The sequence below is a fragment of the Anaerosporobacter sp. genome (assembly GCF_031551385.1).
Classification (GTDB): Bacteria; Bacillota; Clostridia; order Lachnospirales; family Lachnospiraceae; genus Anaerosporobacter.
In genome coordinates, this window is the sequence record NZ_JAVBNS010000056.1 from 1 (window position 1) to 21291 (window position 21291).

The 21291-nt window shown below is 34.7% G+C and carries 18 protein-coding genes, 6 tRNA genes and 2 other annotated features; of the genes, 1 reads left to right on the plus strand and 23 read right to left on the minus strand.

Annotation, left to right across the window (positions count from 1 at the left end):
- Positions 1–275 precede the first annotated feature (275 nt).
- The 11 genes from RMR19_RS06280 to RMR19_RS06330 all read right to left on the minus strand — a co-directional run bounded on the left by RMR19_RS06280 (position 276) and on the right by RMR19_RS06330 (position 13426).
- Complete coding sequence (locus RMR19_RS06280) at positions 276–566, minus strand: chorismate mutase (protein ID WP_310602650.1); 291 nt, start codon at positions 564–566, stop codon at positions 276–278.
- Between the two features lie 121 nt (positions 567–687).
- Entirely contained in the window at positions 688–1296 is a 609-nt protein-coding gene (locus RMR19_RS06285) for a transglutaminase-like domain-containing protein (protein ID WP_310602651.1), read from the minus strand.
- Between the two features lie 42 nt (positions 1297–1338).
- On the minus strand, positions 1339–2088 hold the full coding sequence (locus RMR19_RS06290; protein WP_310602652.1) for a pyrroline-5-carboxylate reductase family protein: 750 nt from the start codon (positions 2086–2088) through the stop codon (positions 1339–1341).
- Positions 2089–2109: 21 nt separating this feature from the next.
- Positions 2110–2544, minus strand: a complete 435-nt coding sequence (locus tag RMR19_RS06295; RefSeq protein WP_310602653.1) for a GNAT family N-acetyltransferase — start codon at positions 2542–2544, stop codon at positions 2110–2112.
- A gap of 70 nt (positions 2545–2614) precedes the next feature.
- On the minus strand, positions 2615–3985 hold the full coding sequence (locus RMR19_RS06300) for an ATP-binding protein (protein ID WP_310602654.1): 1371 nt from the start codon (positions 3983–3985) through the stop codon (positions 2615–2617).
- 204 nt (positions 3986–4189) lie between these two features.
- Entirely contained in the window at positions 4190–6511 is a 2322-nt protein-coding gene (locus RMR19_RS06305) for a valine--tRNA ligase (protein ID WP_310602655.1), read from the minus strand.
- 150 nt (positions 6512–6661) lie between these two features.
- Positions 6662–6997: a binding site (T-box leader), on the minus strand.
- Between the two features lie 18 nt (positions 6998–7015).
- On the minus strand, positions 7016–7807 hold the full coding sequence (locus RMR19_RS06310; protein ID WP_310602656.1) for an HAD family hydrolase: 792 nt from the start codon (positions 7805–7807) through the stop codon (positions 7016–7018).
- 84 nt (positions 7808–7891) lie between these two features.
- Complete coding sequence (locus RMR19_RS06315) at positions 7892–9085, minus strand: MerR family transcriptional regulator (RefSeq protein ID WP_310602657.1); 1194 nt, start codon at positions 9083–9085, stop codon at positions 7892–7894.
- Between the two features lie 79 nt (positions 9086–9164).
- A complete protein-coding gene (gene hisD / locus RMR19_RS06320) occupies positions 9165–10451 on the minus strand; it encodes a histidinol dehydrogenase (RefSeq protein ID WP_310602658.1) in 1287 nt (428 codons plus the stop codon).
- 596 nt (positions 10452–11047) lie between these two features.
- On the minus strand, positions 11048–12334 hold the full coding sequence (locus tag RMR19_RS06325) for an IS110 family transposase (RefSeq protein WP_310602667.1): 1287 nt from the start codon (positions 12332–12334) through the stop codon (positions 11048–11050).
- A gap of 537 nt (positions 12335–12871) precedes the next feature.
- Positions 12872–13426, minus strand: a complete 555-nt coding sequence (locus tag RMR19_RS06330; protein WP_310602659.1) for a GNAT family N-acetyltransferase — start codon at positions 13424–13426, stop codon at positions 12872–12874.
- 154 nt (positions 13427–13580) lie between these two features.
- Positions 13581–13839, minus strand: a binding site (T-box leader).
- Between the two features lie 363 nt (positions 13840–14202).
- Between RMR19_RS06330 and RMR19_RS06335 the strand changes: the two genes are divergently transcribed.
- A complete protein-coding gene (locus RMR19_RS06335) occupies positions 14203–14481 on the plus strand; it encodes a DUF6061 family protein (RefSeq protein WP_310602660.1) in 279 nt (92 codons plus the stop codon).
- Between the two features lie 15 nt (positions 14482–14496).
- Here the strand turns inward: RMR19_RS06335 and RMR19_RS06340 are convergent, their stop codons facing one another.
- From RMR19_RS06340 to RMR19_RS06395, 12 genes are all read right to left on the minus strand, one after another.
- Positions 14497–16062 carry an HNH endonuclease family protein gene (locus tag RMR19_RS06340; RefSeq protein ID WP_310602661.1) on the minus strand — a complete coding sequence of 522 codons (1566 nt, stop codon included), beginning with the start codon at positions 16060–16062 and terminating at the stop codon, positions 14497–14499.
- Positions 16063–16178: 116 nt separating this feature from the next.
- The gene (locus RMR19_RS06345; protein WP_310602662.1) at positions 16179–17393 is read right to left on the minus strand and encodes a DNA-methyltransferase; all 1215 of its coding nucleotides are present in this window, start codon (positions 17391–17393) and stop codon (positions 16179–16181) included.
- Positions 17394–17397: 4 nt separating this feature from the next.
- A complete protein-coding gene (locus RMR19_RS06350; RefSeq protein WP_310602663.1) occupies positions 17398–18009 on the minus strand; it encodes an ApaLI family restriction endonuclease in 612 nt (203 codons plus the stop codon).
- 172 nt (positions 18010–18181) lie between these two features.
- Positions 18182–18847: a hypothetical protein gene (locus RMR19_RS06355; RefSeq protein WP_310602664.1), complete on the minus strand. Its 666-nt coding sequence runs from the start codon at positions 18845–18847 to the stop codon at positions 18182–18184.
- A gap of 583 nt (positions 18848–19430) precedes the next feature.
- Entirely contained in the window at positions 19431–19823 is a 393-nt protein-coding gene (rpsI, locus tag RMR19_RS06360; protein ID WP_310602665.1) for a 30S ribosomal protein S9, read from the minus strand.
- Positions 19824–19849: 26 nt separating this feature from the next.
- Positions 19850–20290, minus strand: a complete 441-nt coding sequence (rplM, locus tag RMR19_RS06365; protein WP_310602666.1) for a 50S ribosomal protein L13 — start codon at positions 20288–20290, stop codon at positions 19850–19852.
- Between the two features lie 324 nt (positions 20291–20614).
- Positions 20615–20694 (minus strand) — tRNA-Leu (locus tag RMR19_RS06370).
- A 29-nt stretch (positions 20695–20723) separates the two neighbouring features.
- Positions 20724–20796, minus strand: a tRNA-Lys gene (locus RMR19_RS06375).
- A gap of 30 nt (positions 20797–20826) precedes the next feature.
- Positions 20827–20898: transfer RNA gene (locus RMR19_RS06380), tRNA-Gln, on the minus strand.
- An 18-nt stretch (positions 20899–20916) separates the two neighbouring features.
- Positions 20917–20992 (minus strand) — tRNA-His (locus RMR19_RS06385).
- A 34-nt stretch (positions 20993–21026) separates the two neighbouring features.
- Positions 21027–21100, minus strand: a tRNA-Arg gene (locus tag RMR19_RS06390).
- 51 nt (positions 21101–21151) lie between these two features.
- Positions 21152–21222, minus strand: a tRNA-Gly gene (locus RMR19_RS06395).
- Positions 21223–21291: the final 69 nt, after the last annotated feature.

Here is a 21291-nt window from a genome sequence, read left to right on the forward strand (position 1 = left end):
CGTTGCGGAAACTAATCTATGCAGAGTGAAAAATATCAAAAGATTATCACTTCTCTCAATAGAAGATAATATATTAAATTTTCAAGGAACAATATGACAAAGAGGCAGATTTATAATACCTCATTTGTCGGGCAACTCATATCATGATACAAGGTTCAAAAGGTCATGTGTTTATTCTTTTTCACTATAGAAAAACCCCTTGTAAATATTTGAATTTACAAAGGGTTATGTTGCCGTAACCATCTATATCTTCATTAGGAATGTTACATCAATATTCAATTCTTCTCGTTCTTTTTAAATTCTTCCATCTCCATATTAACAAATCGTGAAATCATTTCTCTATAAAGCGCCTCCACCATATCAGGATTCGCACCATATTCCTCTGCTTTACTTCTAACTTTTTCAATAACAGCCTCTACCCTGTTTGGTGCTTTTACGCCATCTTCGCTTTTCTTAAATGTAGATGCTTGAACGACATATGTTCCTCGCTCCGCTATCAGTTTAATAATTTCATTATCAATCCTATCAATGTTTCCTCTTACCTCTTCTAAACTATTACACTTCATGTCCTATTCTCCCCTAATTCTATTTTTTATATGCAACACCAAAGATAATACAGAGTAGTAAACCATTCCCTTTAGGTAAATTATATTACTACTAAACTGACTTGATATCTTCCAAATTGCTTTAAATTTCATCTGGTAAATAATTCATATACATATCCAAAGCATCCGTATGAGTCTCTAACACATTCATCAACTTATGTGACGGCTGAGAATATACAATCTTATAATCTATTTCACCAATCTCATTTCTAACAGGAAACGCTAACTGCTCTTGTTCTAAATTAAACTGTGCATCTACTCCTGCTTTATTCCCTCTTGCATCTAAACGAATCCATCTATCTAATTCTCTAATATAAACTGCATTCAATGCATGTATACAGAAGCCTGTCTCTGGGGTATCTCCCAATGTTAACCTCTGATAGCATATTCCTGCTGGAATCTCACATGCTCTCAATAATGCAGTAAGCAAATTTGATTTTGCCCAACATATTCCTACTTTTTGCTCCAATACTTCGGATGCCACCTTTGTAACTCTTTTATCTTGGGCATCCCATGAATGCCTTATCTCATCTCTGACATATTCGTATATGGTTTTTATTAGATGTATTTCATCCTTTGCGTATTTCTTTAATTCATTTGCTTTTTCTACAATTGTGTTACTTGTCCAATCTATGTATTTTGATGAGGATAAGTACTCCTGCATTTCATCTTGGATTATTAGTTCTGTCATTATCATTCTCCATTATTTTGAATCTTTCAACACATTACTTGGTTACTGTACTTTATCATATGCTTTATAAATCGCTTTCTTAATAATTTCATTTAAATTATTATCCTCAAAACATAAAATACCTTGCTCTGTAGCACCTCCCTTAGTTGCTACACTATCTGCCGTCACCTCATAGTTTGACATAGTAATTGCATTTGAAAATGTTTTAGCAACAATATGCTCACTAATCTCTTCCGAAAAACCTAATTCCATTCCTGTTTTCTGAAATGCATTTAATATATATGCCGCAAATCCCAAACCACATGCTGAAAATGCTGTTACTTTTTCTATATCCTTTTCTTCAATCTCAAATGCATATCCCAACTTGTTTAAGATATCAACTACCATTTTACTATCCGTTTTTGTATATCCTATAATCCCATCCGCATTTTCAATTGCGATATTAGGCATAGCACGCAATATCGTAGCATTACCTAAACAGTTTTTTATCATTTCAATTGTAACCCCAGCCATAAAACTAATATGCACAATATCATTCATTTTTCTGTCAAGTCTTGAATATACTTCTGGTAGTTGACTTCCCTTAATAACCCAAAATATAATCTCAACCTGTTCTAACATCTCATTAATATCTTCCACCACTGTAGCAGCATATTGTTTCAATGCAATATCCTTCGTTCGTTGAGATTTCGCCAGTACATAAATTTCTCTTTCCTCAACAACACCACTTTTAACAAGACCTTTAGCAAGCGCCTTTCCAAGATGACCAAATCCAACGATTCCTATTTTCATTTTGCACCCCTTTTATCATAATTATATCCACTGTATAAAAGCTGTTTTATCATTCTTATTATATCCTGCATTCTCATAAAACCTTAATGTACTCTCTTCTTTCGAACCAGTAAGCAACATTAACTTATAGCAGTTTTCCTTTTCTGCAAGCTCTTTCGCATAATTCAAACATGCAGTTGCTAAACCTTTTCCACGATACGCCATATCTGTCACTACATTTTCTACAAAAGCATATGGTTGCTGATTATGTGTAAGATTTGGTATTATTACGCATACACAAGAAGAAACTATTTTTCCATCTTCTTCTGCTACAATAATATGATGTTGCCTATCATTCAAAATAATTCTCCATAAATCCATAAGTTCCTGTGTGTTTTCAGGCATTGGATTGTCATGCAATTGCTTATATAATTCAAGTAGAGGTTGTAGATCGTTTTCGTTTATTTCTCTTATCATGGTTGCTCCTATTCTAAAGTATGGTAGCTACTTTTTAATAACAATAGAATTTAAGAAAGGCACTTTTTCTTTATTCCTTAAATTTATAATAACTTCCCTTAAATCTTCCAACTTTATCAAGAATGCCCTGTTCAGTTAATTCTTTTAGCACTTTTAATGCTCTGGAATCCTTCACACCCAATAACTGTTGAACCTCTTTATTGGTTATTCGCCCATTTTCACTTATATAATCAATAATTTTTTGCTGTGCTGTATTCAGTTTATCCATATTTATCCGTACTTTATCCGTACTTATCCGTACTTTATCCGTACTTTTATCGGCTTTTTCCTCCGACCGATAAAAACACACAACAAATCCAGATTTAAGCATTTTGAATTCATATCTTACACCTGCTACATTACAAGTATCTGCAATACGTTTTAATCCTGTTCCAAAGCTCTCAATATCTTTTGAATAATATAAAACTCTAGCAATTCTAGGATTTCTTCTTATTGGTCTTTCTGGATTTTTTATAAAATCATTTGGCTCATATCCCTCAGGAAAATGTCCTGGATTATATATTTCAATTCTATCTTTATATATTGCAACTTCATTGCTTTGACCAGTACTATAATCCTTATGACAAAATGAATTTAGCAATGCCTCTCTGACTGCATCCATTGGCACTTCCGGAATCTCTTTTCGCTCCCTTGATCCATCAAATTCAACTCTCCAATGAATATTATTTTTGATATAGGCTTCAGCCAAATCTACCAATTTTGTTACTGGACCATGATGACGTTGAATATCATTGAAAGTCATTCTTTCTGTCGTCGCAAATATTGCCATCTGTATATCTTGAGTGATATCATCACTAAAAAGCACCTTCCCTGCATTTAGTAAATAATCTCCCTGTGTCAATTCCAGTTGATTCAAAACTGTCTTTCTGTCTGTGTATGATATTGCAAGTCTTCCTACTTCATGAGCATGATTCGTATATTGTTTTAGTAATGTTTCATCAACATCATCTATTTTTTTATTAGATATTTGATTTTCCCACTTGTTTTCTTCTAATTGATTCTTTCTGATATACTCTGATAATTCCTTTGGAGATAATGTTAAATCTTCATCAGCAACACGAATTTTTGCCACACCAAAAGCAAAATACGGCACATTATTTCCTTCGAATTGCAAATAGATACAATCCCTATCATCAATAGTTACTTTTTTAACTTCTGGATAAATCTTTGGTTCTATAGAATTTCCTATCTTTTGACTAACTTCACGTAATGATTCTTCTGTAACAATCTGTCCTATTGGTGTACCATCAGGTTTTACGCCAAAATATAATTCTCCTTTTTGATGCTTGTTTAATATAGCGCAGATAGAGTTCATTGCCTCTTTCAACTCTCCTGTAGACTTTTTAAATTCTAATGTCTCTGTTTCTATTCCTAAATTCAAATTAGCACCTCCTACTATCTATCTGCTTCTTGTTATTTCAAGATATTCACATTCAATTAATTACATTTTAACCATTGTAACAAATCTTATTAACTATTACAAGAACTCCCTATTACGTCTTATAACTTCACAAACATAAGCCCATCAGCAACAGAAAATCCATTTTTTAAATAGATTTTCCACTACCTTTCCTAGCACAAATAATCAATTCCTAATCATAACCTTCTCAGCACCTGTACACGCTTTGATATCTTTTTCCGTTTTCCTATACAATTCTTTATACTTCTTAGGACAAATAATAATTAGCTCTGGAATTGAATCTTTCATCGACATCTGATTCTCCGTTTTATTCTTACGTACATCAGCAATAACGTCTTTTATATGCTCACCAAACTCTATATAGATGTGGTTTATTTCTTTTGTACTCCAAACGGTCTGATGCAACGAACTTTCTTTTTCCTGTTCTTTGTAGAACTCCTGATAAATATAATCCGTTACATAAGGTGTATAGATAGCATACAGTTTTAATATTCCAAGCAAGCTGTGATACAAAGCGATTTGTCCCGAATATCTTTCCTCTATCCCATGCTTATCTGGCTGATACAATCTCTCTTTTACAATTTCAATATAGTAATCGCAAAAATCTTTCCAGAATAAATTGTCGATTTCATGCCTTGCCTGACCTATTTCATAATTATCAAGCATATTTGTAACTCTAATTGTCGTTTCATTTACTCTTTCCAAAATCCAACGATCAATGGGCAACATATCTGACTCATTATATTTTTCAGGTTTTTCGAAATCTTCCATTTGCATAATGGCAAACTTCGCAGCATTGTAGAGCTTATTTATAAACCTCTTAGAAATCTTTAATTCTTCCTCACTAAAGAATGTATCTGTTCCAAGTTTGCTATTCGCTGCCCAATATCGAATCGCATCTGCCGAATTTGTTTCAATTAAGGTTATCGGAGAATTCGATGCATTATTTTTCGACTTACTTATCTTCTCACCTGGTTTAGCCAAAACAAATCCGCTAATCATAATATCTTTCCACGGAAGCTTTCCTGTATGGTACAAACTCTTAACAATTGAATAAAATGCCCATGTTCGAATAATCTCATGCGCCTGACATCTCATACCCATTGGAAATATATCATCTAAAATATCATTTTCCTCTCCATATCTGGCATTTATCAGTGTTGTTACGGAAGACGTTGCCCATGTATCAAAAACCGCCTCTTCAGGAATAAACTCATTACAGCCACAGCTACAAGCATGTAACGGCTGACTTTCCAATGGATTTACAGGCAACTGCTCTTCCTCTGCAAACATTGGTTTATTGCAATCTTTGCAATACCAAACTGGAAATGGAACGCCAAAATATCTTTGTCTCGAAATACACCAGTCCCATTTCAAATTTTCTACCCATATTTTATATCGATTCTTCATATGCTCTGGATGCCAATTAATTTCATCTGCTGCCTGAAGAAAGCGTTCTTTATCCGTTAATACATCAATATACCATTGTTTTGAAGGAATAAATTCTACATCATTACCACATCGTTCATGAACCGCTATCATATGGTTCATCTTCTCTTGTTTTACAAGTAATTCTTTCTCTTTCAATAGTTCAATGATATGCTCTCTTGCTTTTTTGATTCTCATTCCACCAACAAACAATACACTTTCATTAATCGTTCCATTCGACATAATAATCTCTTTGTACTGTAAGTTATATTTTTGGTACCACTCAATATCTGTGGAATCACCAAATGTTGCACACATTACTACGCCAGTTCCCTTATCCATCGAAACTGCATCATCTGTCAAAATAGGAATCTCAAAATCATACAATGGAACATTCGCTTTTTGACCTACATATTCTTTGTATCTATTATCATCTGGATGAACAAAAATACATACACAGCCAGCTAACAATTCTGGTCTTGTAGTAGCAATCAACAAATTTCCAAGTGCAGTTTTGAAATTCAAATAATTAAAGGTTGTTTCGCATTCTTTTGATTCTAGCTCAGCTTGTGCAATCGACGTTTGACATTCCGTACACCATAGTACTGGTGATTCTTTCATATATGCCTTATTCATCTTTGCAAGTTCAATAAATGATTTCTGTGATATTCGTTGTGATAAGTCCGAAATTGTCTGATACTGCAAATCCCAATCAACACTAAAGCCTAATCGCTTCCATAAGTCTTTAAATTCGCCCTCATATTTTTCAATCGTATTGATACATCTGCTCTTAAATTCACTTCTTGATAGCATATTTGCATGTATCTTCTCATCTTTTTCAACTAATCGCTCCGTTGGCAAACCGTTATCATCAAAACCAAACGGATAAAATACATCATATCCCTGCATTCTCTTAAATCTTGCAATCATCTCTGCCTGTGTATACGAAAATACATGCCCTATGTGTAATTTCCCACTTACCGTTGGTGGCGGCGTATCAACGGAAAATATCTTTTTTCTTTTCCATTCTGATACTTGTAGATTTCTTGTTCCTCCCAAAACCTTTCTAACTCTTTTTCCGTCTTTTGAAAATCATATTTCTTATCCATGTGGATACCTCCTATAAATTACTGTAACTACTTTGGACTACGTCCTTATAAGTCACAAATTATTTTACAAAACAGACAAAAAAAGTCGCCCTAAGCCAACGCTTAGGGCGAACTAACATGTCCGTGGTACCACCTAAATTCAGAAAATACTTCTGCTCTTATTACAATACGGGAATCGCTACAGTCTATTCCATGACCAGTAACACGCTTTGCAAGATATTGCGCGCGAACAGTAATAGAAGTCATCTCCGTTATTCCGATATCGCTTCCCTTGATAACGGTGGGAATCTCCGTTGAAATCTACTTAGAATAAAAATAATCTGTTCAATCCAAAGCTCAAAGGCTACTTCCATACTACCATCACGAAAATTTTCACCAACCATTTTCTCTCTGTTCATCAGGAATAGTATGTACTCCTCCTCGTCAATGCTTTTGTCTGTAATTGTTATTGAAATTATAGCATACTATTTTTCTTTGTCAATAACCCTTCCAAATATTTCGCTATCCCCTCCTCATCATTTGTTCCAATAACACAATCAGCAATTGCTTTTACTTCTTCAATTGCATTTCCCATTGCCACACCTATTCCACAACATTTTAACATCTCAATATCTGAATAGTCGTCCCCAAAAGCAATCATATCATTAACCGAAATATTTATTTCACTGCATAACGTTACGATTGCATTTTCTTTTGTCGCTGTTTTTTTACTAAACTTGTACCAGTCACCATCTGAAAATTTGACGCAGCTATATTCTTTACATTTTTCTTGAAGTGCCTTAGCAATAACAGTATTACTAATTTCTACACATATCTTTAAAGCATTTTCAGAAAAGTCATTAAAATCACTATAAATAGTATCTCCCCAACTAGCATCAAGCTTCTTAGGGTCAATTTTATAATTCCAATAATGCTCATTCACCGTGTCTACTGTAATCTCACAGTTTTCTCCACATACCGTTCGAGCCAATTCTATAAATGCATTTGTTTCTTCTATAGAAAATTCTGCACGATATACGTAATCATTCTTTAAGCGAACTAAAGCACCACCACTTGAAATAATAATCTCAGGATTCAACTTAGAGATAAACTCCAATGAATTCTTTTCGCTTCTTGCTGTAGAGACTCCTATTATAAATCCTGCTTGTCTACATTGATCTAATATTTCATATGTATAAGTTGATTTTGTTTTATTACTTTTCAAAAGTGTTCCATCTAAATCAAATAATAGTAACATATTATTCATTTTAATCACCTTTCTCTGCATTTGTCCTTTTTCTACAAGCAAATATGTTCAAATTCCCAGTTTCAATTTCAAATATTGGGCCCATTAAATTTGTTTCTTGAATGCCTTAAACGCTCCCGTTGATTTATGGATAAAATATGGTGTTTCCTCTGAGATTTTATCTTTCAAATATTCCATCCACTCATTCTCTCGTCCTTTTAGTATTTCTTTTGCATTCCCTGGCCAAGAATCTATATAGTCATATACTGCTTGCGGATTCGGAACTAACAAGTCATTCTCTTGTTCCTCAACAATCACACTTGAAAATACTTGTTTTAATTGCTCCTCTCCATTTTCCAATTCAAAATTTTCTGTCATCCAGTTCGGTACATCTATCTTATTATCAAATTCCTTAGCAAGTGGAAACAGCTCTTGCAAATGAGTTTTCCCTACGGTAGATGCATAAAACAGACCTTCCTGTTTTAATAGTCTTTCAAAAGTTTTAAATAATTTGTTTCGATTTTCATTTGATACATGATATAACATATGGTTCGCAATAATTCGGTCAAAATCCTTTTCTTCCAAATCAAAATCCTCTGCATCCCTTTGTAAAAATACAAATTCAATATTATTTTCTTTATATAGTTCAGCATATTCTTCAATTCTACTCTTAGCCGATTGTAGCATATTCTTTGAACTGTCTGTCAAATAAATCTGTATATCCCTTGGTAATTGATGACACATAGTAATCCATAACATGCCATTTCCGCAGCCTAATTCAAGAATCTTCATTCCACTTTTCAGTTGTAATCCATCAAAACCCCATTGAAACCAATCTGTTTTTGATGTACTATACGCATGAATATTGATACGCTTTTGCAAATTTCCACTTTCCTTATATTGCTTAATGATTTCTTCCTTTTGTTGCGTCATATGGATAATCTTCAGCATCTTTTCCCATCGTTCCGTCTCATTTACCTTTTGTATTTCTCTAACAACTTTTAGAATTTGGCTTATATGTTCCTCCTGTGCTTGAAGAAGCTTTTCTTGCTTACTAAATGTATCTGATATTTCCTCCTCCAATAGTATCTTCTGTATTTCATCCAATGAAAAATTCAAATACTTTAACATCAATATTCGTTGTAATGTTTCTACAGATTTCATACCATACTGTCGATAGCCACTCTCTGTATATTTTTCTGGCTCTAATAGTCCAATCTTGTGATAGTGACGGATTGTTTTATACGACACTCCTGTTAACTTTGCTAATTCTCCTGCTGTGTAAAACTCTTTTTTCATATTAGTAGTAGCCCCCTTTATATTTATATATTATCTATACTCTATATATAATCCATGCCCTTGGGGCCAGGTCAAGTGATTATTGTCTTACTTTTACTGCCAAAGCGTGAGCCTTCATTCCCTCTGATTCTGCAAGTGTAATAATATACTCTGCGTTATTTTTTAATGCTGACTCTGGATATTTAATAACGCTGTATCCTCTCATAAATTCCTGAACTGACATTCCAGACGAAAATTTTGCAGTTCCACATGTCGGAAGAATGTGGTTTGTTCCGCAAAAATAATCGCCTACTGGTTCGGTACTATATTCACCGACAAATACTGCACCAGCATTAGTCACTTTAGTAAGTACAGCTTCGTAATCATCTAATAGCAACTCAGCATGTTCTGGTGCTATCTCGTTTACTGCATCTATAGCTTCTTGAATAGAATCCACTATAAAAATATCGCCATAATTTTCAAAGGATGTTTTCGTTGCATTTACAAGATTGTTTTCTTCACATAGGCGAATAATTTCATTTTTAATCTTTATAGCATGTTCTTTCGATAAACAAAATGTCGTGCTAGCTTCAAAGCCTGTCCCGTGTTCTGCTTGAGACATCATATCAGCTGCTATAAAGGTAGGATTTGCATCTTCATCAGCGATAATTGCAATTTCGGAAGGCCCCGCAATAAAATCAATTTTCACTTCGCCAAACAGTAATTTTTTTGCCATTTGAGTAAAGTTATTTCCGGGACCTGTTATCACATCAACTTTCTTGACAGTTTCAGTCCCATAAGCAACAGCCGCTAATCCCTGAGAACCCGAAAGTTTATAATAATTTTTAACATTCAAATAGTCAGCTACATATAATAAATGCTCATCTATAGTTCCATCAATTCTTGGTTTTGTTAGTATGTATATGTTTGGTACACCAGCAACTATCGCAGGAATTAAATTCATATACAATGTTGAAACAAGTGATGCCATATTTCCAGGAACAGTAACGGCTACACTATTGATTGGTGTATATTTTCGTTCAAGTACAGCACCATCTTCATATGTTTCAGAAAAACCTATAGGCAACTGTTTTTTATGAAATCTAAAAAGGTTGTCACAGGCATTTTTAACTGCCTCTTTAAATTCCTCGGATACTTTTTCTTTTGCATTTTCAAATTCTTCTGTTGATACAAATAAACCGATTTCCTTAATATCAACGTTATCAAATTTTTTCATATAGGCATGTACTTCATCATCTCCGTGTAATTTAACATTTTCCAATACTTCTTTGACTGTTTTTTCTACCTCTTCTGGAATACTACTTTTTCGTTTGAGAAGATTCGCATACCTTGGGTTTTCGTAGCTGAATTTGCTGATTGTAACCATTGTTTTTCCTCCTCATATAGTCAAGTCTTTTTTCCTTTAAATTCAAGGAATTTTTAGTTTATATACCTCAAGAATAAGCCTAAGTTATGGAGTATTCCTTATATCTTGTACGGAAATAGCGGTATTTAGGTACACGAAATAGAACGTCTTTATTTTTCGTTCTACATGGCCTTATGTGTACCCTTCCATCTATGGCAGCTAACCTCCTGTGTCCATCTGGATCTCCATCCGTTTCCGCATGGGTCCTAACTACCTTCGTTCTGCCTATCCATAACCAGGGTGTCAGCTTAGCTCCCTTACAGGGTCTTGCCCTCTGGAAAATATTCCTGCCGACTACTGGCTCATTCTTTGTTTTTTTGATTACTGCCTTGCTTTATTTCCAGCAACAGTGTTGTTTCCAACAGACGTTTTTCTATTGCTTTCCGCTTTTTTGTGCTTGCCTTGTCAGCAGTCCCCTGCTTAATCTTAATGATTTCACATCGTGGCTGGATTGAGATGTCATGGGTCTCCGCTATACGCTGTTATAGTACTCTGGACAGCTCAAGCCAACCACGATACCATATCCTGGTGGTTCAAGCCTTTTACTTTTTCTCTATTTATGCCACTTGAGTATAGATGGCTGGGCGTTTTATATCTTCCAGCATTTTTGAAGCATCATAGTCTACACCAGTTGTCAATATCTTGTAGAATACCCTGATTAGCTTGCAAGCCACTGCTATTAATGACTGCATCTTTTTCAACGGATTCACCGACCTGGTCGTGTAGTAATGGTGTAGTTCCTTGAATTCAGCGTTCTTTCCAACTACCGACATTACAACCTCGAATAACAGATATCTCAGCCTCTTTCGACCTCGTCTACTTATGGTTGTCTCGCCTTTATGTTTTCCAGAACTATTCTCTACCAAGGCATATCCTGCCAACTTCTGAACTTGCTTCGGGTTATCAAAACGTCTAATATCACCCACTTCTGCTATAAAACCGGATATCGTTTTCAATCCAACTCCATCTATTTTTAGCAACTTATCAATGTATGGTATTTCTTTCAGCAATTCGTCAATCATAGACATGATTTCTTCAAGTCGCCTACTGTATATCTCATAGTCTCCCAGAAGATTGTTTATTTCCAACCTTGCAGCTGTCAACCCTTCCCGGCTTCCTATGCTGTGCTCCGCAGCTGCTACCAGGGTCTTTGCCCTCTTTACTCCAGTGCCTCTCAGTTTTGCATCCCGCCAGATCTTGTTGACTCCGTCCACACCTAACGCTATGATATCAAATGGCATTGGTGCCTGTTTTATAATCATCAGTCCACTTTTGGCATCCCTTTTCCCATAAACATCTTTATATTCTGGGAAGTAGATACTAAACCATCTTGCCATTCGATTAAGTACTCTTGTAAGTTCCTCTTGCGCCTGAAATCTGAGATTCGAAGCACTCCTAAGCTCTGCATAAACACCTTCCGGAAGATAAGGATATGAAAAACATCCTTCATTGATTAGTCCTGCAATAACTTTAGGATCCTTACGGTCATTCTTAGTCGGATTATTATCATCCAATTCCTTGGATTTCTTTACGTGATGTGGATTGACAAGTACAGGTCTCACACCATTGTCCTGTAAAAATTTCCCCAAGCCAAACCAGAAGTGCCCAGTTGGTTCCATTCCTGGAAGAACAGCTTGTTTATCATGCTTCTCCCCCAGTTCAGTCATCCATGCCTGAAAACTGTGAAATCCAGTCTCTGTGTTACTGAAGATGAAAGCTTTCTTTGAGTACTCATAACCTCTCCAGTCAAAGGCTCTGGCATAGTGATTCTCACTACCAACATCAATGCCAACCACCAAAGTTTTTTCAGTAATAGATTTAATTTTTGCGTTTTGTGTTAAGATTCATTTTAGATACCTCTCTGTTTAATAAGATTTTTTACTAACCCTGCAAAGTCAGTAATCTTATTTTACACTGAGGTATTTTTTTCTCAACCCTCTTTCTTGGAATTCTCTATATTTGAATTATACAGGAAGCTCCTTTATGACATGTTGTAAAAAATAAAAAAACGCCTGTTAGAGAAATTTTCCCTAACAAGCGTGGATCAAGCGTTTCGCCCAATATCAATTTTAGAATATCAATATAAGTATAATTTGTCAAGTAGAAAATGAATTCACTGCTTACTAATGTGATTGGTTTTTGAAAATGTCCCAGCTTGTCATTTTTGAAAATGTCCCGTTTATGCCGAGAAAACTTGTTGATTATGAGTGAGCCATTAGGTATGCTATTGCCCCAGATGGCTGCCTTACTGCTTTCACTGACATCTGGGCATCTTAGTGGGTTTCTAAGGGCTAGAGGCTCGTTGTCAACAAGGAAATTGGAATAAATGGGACATTTTCAAAAGTGACTCACAGTAGAAAATGAATTCACTGCTTACTAATTTACCTACTATAAATCTTCTTTGTAATCCCATATACAGCCACATCACATATACCTGTATTATTTTTAGCAGCCTCTAATAACGTTCCTTCATACAAAAGTCCTGCCTTTTTCATGACCTTCCCTGAGTTTGGATTACAAACATCATGCCGTGCAGAAATTCTATTACATTCAACTTCTTCAAATACAAATCGAATAACTTCCTTAAAAGCTTCACTTGTAATTCCCCTATTCCAATAGTCTTCACCAATACAATATCCAATCTCTACAGAATTAATTTCCTCTTCCATATGAACAATTGCGAAACTGCCAATAGCTTGCTTATTTTCTTTCCATTCAATACACCACTGGTAATTCTTTGCATCATCATATCTACTTACCCAAAAGTCTATAACAGATTTTGTTACCTCTTTTGAAGTATGCGTCGGCCATGTCAAATATCTGGTAACATTATTACTACTTGCCCAATTATGATACATATTTTCAACATCATTTTCTTTAAATGGTCTTAACACCAAACGCTCTGTTTCAAGTATTTTTGTCCCTAAATAATTCATCTCACATATCCTCCTTTAATAATTTCACCTTTTTCCTCTTCAATTATTTTTTTATCGATTCATTCAAACAATATTTCCATTTTTTATTCATTGTGATAACAAATCACATTTCTAAAACTAATAAAAAAAGCCCTCCTCTCTGAAAAATTTCTTTTTCAGGGACGAGAGCGACGCTTCGTGTTACCACCCTAAATTCACTTATACCTCACGATATAAGTCTTATCAACTACGGACGAGAAATGATTCATCGATAGTTTATCACTGTAACGGGTGCGCCCGTCGTAGCCTAAACAAAATGTTTCGGTACGCAGCTCAGAGGCCATATTCAACTATTCTATAACTTTCCTCATTTTCACCATTCTGAGGTCTCTGTAAAAGTGCAAATAGTTTACTCTTCTCTTCATTGCCTTTATTATATAAATATTTAATCATTATATATTTTGAATTCTTATTTGTCAATGTTTAGATACTAATATTTTAAACGGTGTTGCATCCGTGTTACGCTGGAATCCTATTCGAAAATGACGTTCTCTATTTCTATAAAAGGAGATGTTAAACTTCTTCCCTATGATTCAATAATGAAATAAAAAAAAGACACTCTCTAGCGAATTGCCCCACTAAAAAGTGTCCTATAAATTTCATTAATAATCTTTTTAAGCAATAATTATCTCTTAGGTAACGTTTTGATATCTTGAAAAGCCCAAAAATGCAGGATTTGTGCAATATTATGTTGCATACCTGTTTGTCACCCTACAAGTCCCATTACTGCACAAGACTTGTCTCCATTACACTTATTTCAAGAAAGGACGAAACAAATAGGGATACATTTCGCTTACTACAACCAATACAGGAATGGAATTGATATTGCCTTTGCTGATAACACACAACTCTTTTTATCCTGCGCTGTTGCAGAGAATGGAGTACATACCACACCTAATTCACAACAGCTAATTGATAATCTGGCGATTGATGATTCACTTACTTATGCCACACTTGCTCTTGATGGGCCGTTACAGGGATGGGTGGATGCTATGGATGAGGATTGGTGTACGTAACGTTTTCTTTATCTATTAATTTTTGTATGTCGTATTACAATATAAATGTGTTATCTGACCATTTTCAATTGCACTCGTTCCTCCATCTTGCTTTCGTTGTATATGATCAACCGATACTGAATTGCTACAAATATAGCCACCACAAATAGGACATCTTGGTAAAGATTCAACAAAAGTACCCATCTTAATTTGTTGTTTCTTCCCACGTGAAAAGTTGCTTTTAACAGCTACTTCCTCATTATCCACAATTTCTGTTTGCAAATATTTAAACTTATCATTCTTTCTTATTTCTTCTACAATAACCCCATTGCTATATGATTGATTTTCAAGAATAACTTCCATTAGTAATGCATAATAATCTTTGATGGATGTATATGCTCGCTTGCTTTGTCTGTCTTTTCTTATTATCTGTTGCACTAAAAAGTTGTATTGATATATTACTTCCTCGAATTTACATCTCGATTGAATAAAATCATCAATTTTCTTTTTTTGAATTAATTCTTTAACAAACATTAAAAAGCCATAATATGAACCTATTTTATGTTTCCCAATTCCTGAATAAAAGTACACAAATGGGTGAATTCCGAGGGAAAATTGCTCTTTAGAATTAATATACTGTAGAATCTTTAACGTATTCCTAAGGTATTTAGTAACCTCATCAGCATCACCAATATTTGTTCTTATTTTACTATCCAAACCATTGCAAATCCTAACTGTTTGAGTTACAACATCAAGTGTCATGGACGAATTTAAAGGTCCTCCAATCGGCAATGAGTTTATATCATCCATGTTTACATTTCCAACTCCAAACATTAACTGGTGAATCTTTTTTGATAATTCCACAATACATTCCTGTTCAACATCACTATATGCAGACCAATATTTATATCCTCTTCCAGCACGTACTATAGCACGCGCTGCAATAGCATATGAATGTTCTCTATTTTTTATCAAATCCAACTCTGCATCACTTATTTTCGTTGCAGATTGATTTATTTTCAAAAAAGAATCCTCTGCCTTTGATGCATTACCATCGACCCATTGCAATTGTATTGCTAGTGCGCCTAAATTTTTTGCAATATCATTTTTTGAATCATCTTCCGTTGATAACCTATTCCTTGATATAGCCTCAATCTCTTTAAAAGATCCGATTCTTTGATTCACCAGTTTTCTAGTTTTTTCTGCAATCTTCCTTTGCTCATCCGATATATAGTTTCCGTAATAGCTAATTGAAACCTGTCCATCTCCATAGTCATCATTTATCCACGCTCCAAGACTGCTCAATCTATGTGCCCCATCAATAACAAATATATAGCCGCCTTGATTTCTCCATAAAATTATTGCAGGGACCAACTCGTCATTTACAAAACTCTCTATCATGGAACATACTTTTTCGGCATCCCATTCATTCGTTTCCCTTTGAAATATTGGTTTTCGTAATGCGCTAAAAAAGAATGAATCATATTTTAAGTCTTCGATAGAAAGCGTTTGTTTATTTCTGGTATTACCACTACTTCCCGTAGATGATAAGATATTAAAATCCTCTCTCGGTATTAATGCGTCTAACGTAATTGTTTGCATTTTATCACTTGTCCTTTCTTACTATATCAAATAGTAATCTCATTTTACACAATGTTTTGTATGCTACATTCCTAATAAGCATTTATATAATCGCTTTATTCGTTTTCTAGTACTTTCTATAAGGCGAACAATTCATTAATCTTATTATTTAAATGTTCATCCAATTGCATTTCATAACTGTCCATAATAACAACACCTTGTGGAACATTATTAAAATCAAATACTTTTATAAAATCAATATGTGTTCTAATTAAGATCATATATTCACACTTCTTGGTTTTACTTGCCTTAATTAACTTATTAATAGCCTCATCCAAAGTTTCTTCTTCCTTCTGAATTTTGACAGATACAGGCTTTCCATCCACATATTCAGACAAAAATCCGTCAATCCCGCTATTTCTTTGAACTGGTGTTGCATTAATCGATTTAAGAATAGCCATTTGATTATCTGATAAATTCTGGTAAGCAGCCTTTCCCTTTTTTAATAAAAAGGAATCGGTTTTAATTAAGGTCGCTAATCTATCTTCTGTAAGTGAAACGGCAGCAGTCGAAATATCAAAACCATAATATTTTCTATTAAGCATTTTAGCCGCCACTAATGTTGTTCCTGACCCCGCAAAAGGATCAACAACAATATCACCTTCATCAGTTACAATCTTAATTATTTGCTCAAGTAAAACAATCGGTTTTTGTGTTGGATATCCTACCCTTTCTTTTGCCTTTGGATTCAAATATGGTATTTCCCACACATCAGATAATGGTACTCCTTTTTTACTTTGTCCTATAACCACATCTCCATTTTCATCAGTCTTGTACTTAGCTTTTCCATCTTTATCCCTTACTCTATCTTGCAAAATCTGATCAACATTGGTCGTTTCTGAATAATCTGTATAGATACGATTGAATTTAAATCTATCTGTTTTACTATAAAAAAGAATCACCTGATGATTATTTAGCAAACCCTTTTTTGAGTTAGACCACCTCTTATATGTCCAAATAATCTCACTTTGAAAATTCTTCATTCCAAATATTTTATCCAGTAATACCTTTAAGTAATGTGATGCATTTCTATCACAATGAACAAATATGCTTCCTGTATCTTTGAGTGTTCTTTTACATTCTATAAGCCTTTCTTCCATGAACAAAAGATACGCATCCATACTATCCCATTTATCCAAAAAGGAAAATTCTATTTTTGACTCTTTAGATGATAAATGCTGTACATCCTGCGTAAAGAAAGGTGGATCCAAATATATTAAATCAACCATATTATCTTCTATCCTTGTTAATCCGTTGACGCAATCGTCACAGATTATTTTATTTAAATCCATATAATCATTCCTTTATTTTATTAAAAATTTCTTTTAAATTTACTCCCGTTTCCTGCATTAAATAGTTCCAAGCATCTTCTCCAGCATAGTATTCTCCACCAATATCTTCGTAAAGTTTTTTCAATGTTGCTTGAATGCGAATTGCCTGTTCTCTATTAGGTTCAAAAAACATTATTCTGATAGGTGTATAGCCCGCATCCTTAATAACCTGCACTCTTTTATGTTCTTTTTTTATATGATCACCATCTGTTGTTGCATCTTTCCACTTAATCTCATATGCCTTATTGTCTATCAAACAATCAATTTCAACATGTTTAGGGCTTTTATCTATAGTATTTATCAATTTTACTTTTTCTTGTGCTTGTGGAAATGCATGTTTAAAGCAATTTATTGCCAATTCTTCCAACATAGATCCTGCATATTTGTATAGAAATCGACCAACGTTCTGCTGATAATCTATTTGATAGCCTTCTTCACTGGTAAATCCCAATGCATTATATACCATATAATGATCATTATTATCTTCTTCCATTTCTGTCTTTCTATTCTGAATCTTTTTTTGTAGTTCATCTCTATATCTCATCACAATTTTACATAATCTTTCATCACTACTCATATCTAAAATCTCCTTTGTAATATAAACCATTTAGTCTGTTTTCGTTGCGCCTATTATTAAATTAATTATATCATACGAAGAGATTTTTTTCACTTATTTTCAATGCAGACTCTTCGCTCTGTCATAGCGAAGCCACGCATCTTCAATGATTAATCCAAAAACTGTTTCCACATTATCTTTTAAATATCTTGATTTTATTTTGTATTTCTTTTACAAATACATCTCTTGAAATAATCCCTTGATCCAATTGTTTCAATGTCCCAATCCTGTTCTCTGCTGTAATTTCCTTCTCAATACTCTCAACACTATACTGTTCCTTCGTTACCAGATTCCGATATGCTACCAACCTGTAATTATATCCTTCATTATGATAATCACTAAACACTGGTGCTACTTCTCCTTTACTGGTATTCCACCTCATAAGCCTTGGAAACCAGCACAGACCATTAACAATCAACTCTTTAAAGAATTTCAATAATTTCCCAATCGCATTCAATAATCCTCGAAAACTATTGCCAGCTTCAATATCTTCTCCTCGTTCTACAGCATTCGCATACTCTTCAATCAATGGTGATAACGGTAAATATGATGAAATATAGATTTTCAACTTTTCCACACTCTCTTGGAATTGTTCTAGCTTAGAAATACTTTCTTCACATTTCGTAAGCTGGGATTGCTTCACTGCTATCTCATAATCCAGATTTGAAAGTGTAACATTCTTATTACAAATCTCATCATTCACAGCTTCAATCTTTTTTTCTCGCTCCCGATTCATCTGACTTATTACTGCTTTAGTGGCAAACAAATCAATATCAGAAGTTCGAATCTCTTCCTGCAATTCTTCTAGATGTTCTGTTTCCTTACACGCATCTTGATATATCGGTACTGCTAGAGGCGATTAATAAAATATAATATAAGGGCTGCGCATTTTAGCGTTGCCCTTTGTTTTATGCCTTACATAATTTATTTACTATCATTCTTAGGCTTTGTGTCTTTTCCGCTCGTATTGTCCTGCTGCCGGTGCTATCCAAATCGGCGCATATCAGCATATAGATATATTCGTTTACACTTTCACCAGAAAGTGCCTACTTTATTTCTTCCTTTTTGCCTTTTGGCACTGTTAGGTTGATTCTGTCGTAAAGTTCTTTTATTTTCTCGTTTGCGTACTCTGTTCGTGTTCCTGTATATGTCTTTTTCCTCATTTCGCGCCTCCTTTGCAGGCTCATTATAACACCTCATAATGATTTATGCAAATCAGAATAAATTATTTTCGTTTTTGTTCTCTGTCTGTTCTCTGTTTATTCTCTACGGTAGTTTTCTTTTAGTGTTTTGTGGTTATTTCTAGTTCCTCGTATAAAAAAGAAAACCCCGAAAGTATAAGCACTTTCGAGGTTTTATCACATTTTGTAAATTCGTTTTTATTATCTCTTAGAGAACTGAGGTGCTCTACGAGCTGCTTTAAGACCATATTTTTTACGTTCTTTCATTCTTGGATCTCTTGTTAAGAAACCTGCTTTTTTAAGAGCTGGACGGTAGTCACCATCTGCTTGTAATAAAGCTCTTGAAATACCATGTCTGATTGCACCAGCTTGACCAGTGAATCCACCTCCATGAACGTTAACAAGAACATCGAATTTATCAGCTGTTTCTGTTAAAACAAGTGGTTGACGAACGATTAATTTTAATGTATCAAGACCGAAATATTCTTCCATATCTCTCTTGTTGATTGTAACTTTACCAGTACCTGGTACTAAATATACTCTAGCAATACTGCTTTTTCTTCTTCCAGTTCCGTAGAATTTTGCTTTAGCCACTGTGATTTCCTCCTTTCAATTTCCGATTAATATCTAGATTTGATTTCTAATACTTCTGGTTTTTGTGCTGCGTTATTATGTTCTGCTCCAGCATATACATTTAACTTAGTAAGCATTTGTCTTCCTAAAGGTCCTTTTGGAAGCATGCCTTTAACAGCAAGAGTGATAACATCACAAGGTTTTTTAGCCATCATTTCTTTTAATGTAGTTTCTCTCATACCACCTACATAATCAGAGTGATTGTAGTAGATCTTTTGATCCATTTTCTTACCTGTAACTTTGATTTTATCTGCATTGATTACGATTACGTAATCACCTGTATCAACGTGTGGAGTGTAAGTTGGTTTGTTCTTACCTCTTAAAACTGATGCTATCTCTGATGATAGACGACCTAATGTATGTCCAGTAGCGTCAACTACATACCATTTTCTTTCAATTGTAGATGGACTTGCCATAAAACTTTTCATTGGTTTACCTCCTTATAATCTTAACAACCAATCTCGTTGGTTAATCATTCATTTTCATAATCGGCTATTTAATTATAGCCACTGCTATATGTTCAAATACCATACCGGGGCTTTGGTTGGCATTTATCACACTTTTTCGCTCTGTAAGTACCTTAGCATGTCTAATTTTAAACATAACTACAGCACGTCACATCTAAATATTATAGACGTAAATATACTGTGTGTCAAGCTATTTTATTATTTTTTTATCTGAATCTTTTTTTACACAAAACAAAAAACTTGCCGATAAAGCACTTTTAGCTTTCTCGACAAGTTTCATCATACTGCGGATGACAGGAATTGAACCTGCACGGTCTCCCACTAGATCCTAAGTCTAGCGCGTCTGCCAGTTCCGCCACATCCGCATATTTAATTTTAGAAGATAACTTCTAAATGAGACATCGGGGATTCGAACCCCGGACAACTTGATTAAAAGTCAAGTGCTCTACCAACTGAGCTAATATCCCATATAAATGTTTTGAAATAGAGATTTCAAACTGGGCTAGCTGGATTCGAACCAGCGACTGCAGGAGTCAAAGTCCTGTGCCTTACCGCTTGGCGATAGCCCAATATGCTTATTCAAGCAAAGGTGAATAGAGGGATTCGAACCCTCGGCCTCCAGAGCCACAATCTGGCGCGCTAACCAACTGCGCTATACCCACCATATATTATTTTTTTCTAAGCTTGTCTGCTTAAACGTGCCACAAGGGATTCGAACCCCCGACACACGGCTTAGAAGGCCGTTGCTCTATCCAACTGAGCTAGTAGCACACATGCAATTCGCATTGCAAGTTCAACTCCACTAAAGTTTCGCTAAACTTAAGCGGGTGATGGGAATCGAACCCACGTATCTAGCTTGGAAGGCTAGTGTTCTACCATTGAACTACACCCGCATATAAGTCGGGGTGACAGGATTCGAACCTGCGACCTCTTGATCCCAAATCAAGCGCTCTAGCCAAGCT

Coding starts and splice junctions, on each gene's coding strand:
- RMR19_RS06280 (WP_310602650.1), bottom strand. CDS start 566: ATGAAGTGTAATAGTTTAGAAGAGGTAAGAGGAAACATTGATAGGATT.
- RMR19_RS06285 (WP_310602651.1), bottom strand. CDS start 1,296: ATGACAGAACTAATAATCCAAGATGAAATGCAGGAGTACTTATCCTCA.
- RMR19_RS06290 (WP_310602652.1), bottom strand. CDS start 2,088: ATGAAAATAGGAATCGTTGGATTTGGTCATCTTGGAAAGGCGCTTGCT.
- RMR19_RS06295 (WP_310602653.1), bottom strand. CDS start 2,544: ATGATAAGAGAAATAAACGAAAACGATCTACAACCTCTACTTGAATTA.
- RMR19_RS06310 (WP_310602656.1), bottom strand. CDS start 7,807: ATGAATAATATGTTACTATTATTTGATTTAGATGGAACACTTTTGAAA.
- RMR19_RS06315 (WP_310602657.1), bottom strand. CDS start 9,085: ATGAAAAAAGAGTTTTACACAGCAGGAGAATTAGCAAAGTTAACAGGA.
- hisD (WP_310602658.1), bottom strand. CDS start 10,451: ATGGTTACAATCAGCAAATTCAGCTACGAAAACCCAAGGTATGCGAAT.
- RMR19_RS06330 (WP_310602659.1), bottom strand. CDS start 13,426: ATGAATTATTTAGGGACAAAAATACTTGAAACAGAGCGTTTGGTGTTA.
- RMR19_RS06340 (WP_310602661.1), bottom strand. CDS start 16,062: ATGCAAACAATTACGTTAGACGCATTAATACCGAGAGAGGATTTTAAT.
- RMR19_RS06345 (WP_310602662.1), bottom strand. CDS start 17,393: ATGGATTTAAATAAAATAATCTGTGACGATTGCGTCAACGGATTAACA.
- RMR19_RS06350 (WP_310602663.1), bottom strand. CDS start 18,009: ATGAGTAGTGATGAAAGATTATGTAAAATTGTGATGAGATATAGAGAT.
- rplM (WP_310602666.1), bottom strand. CDS start 20,290: ATGAAAAGTTTTATGGCAAGTCCATCTACAATTGAAAGAAAATGGTAT.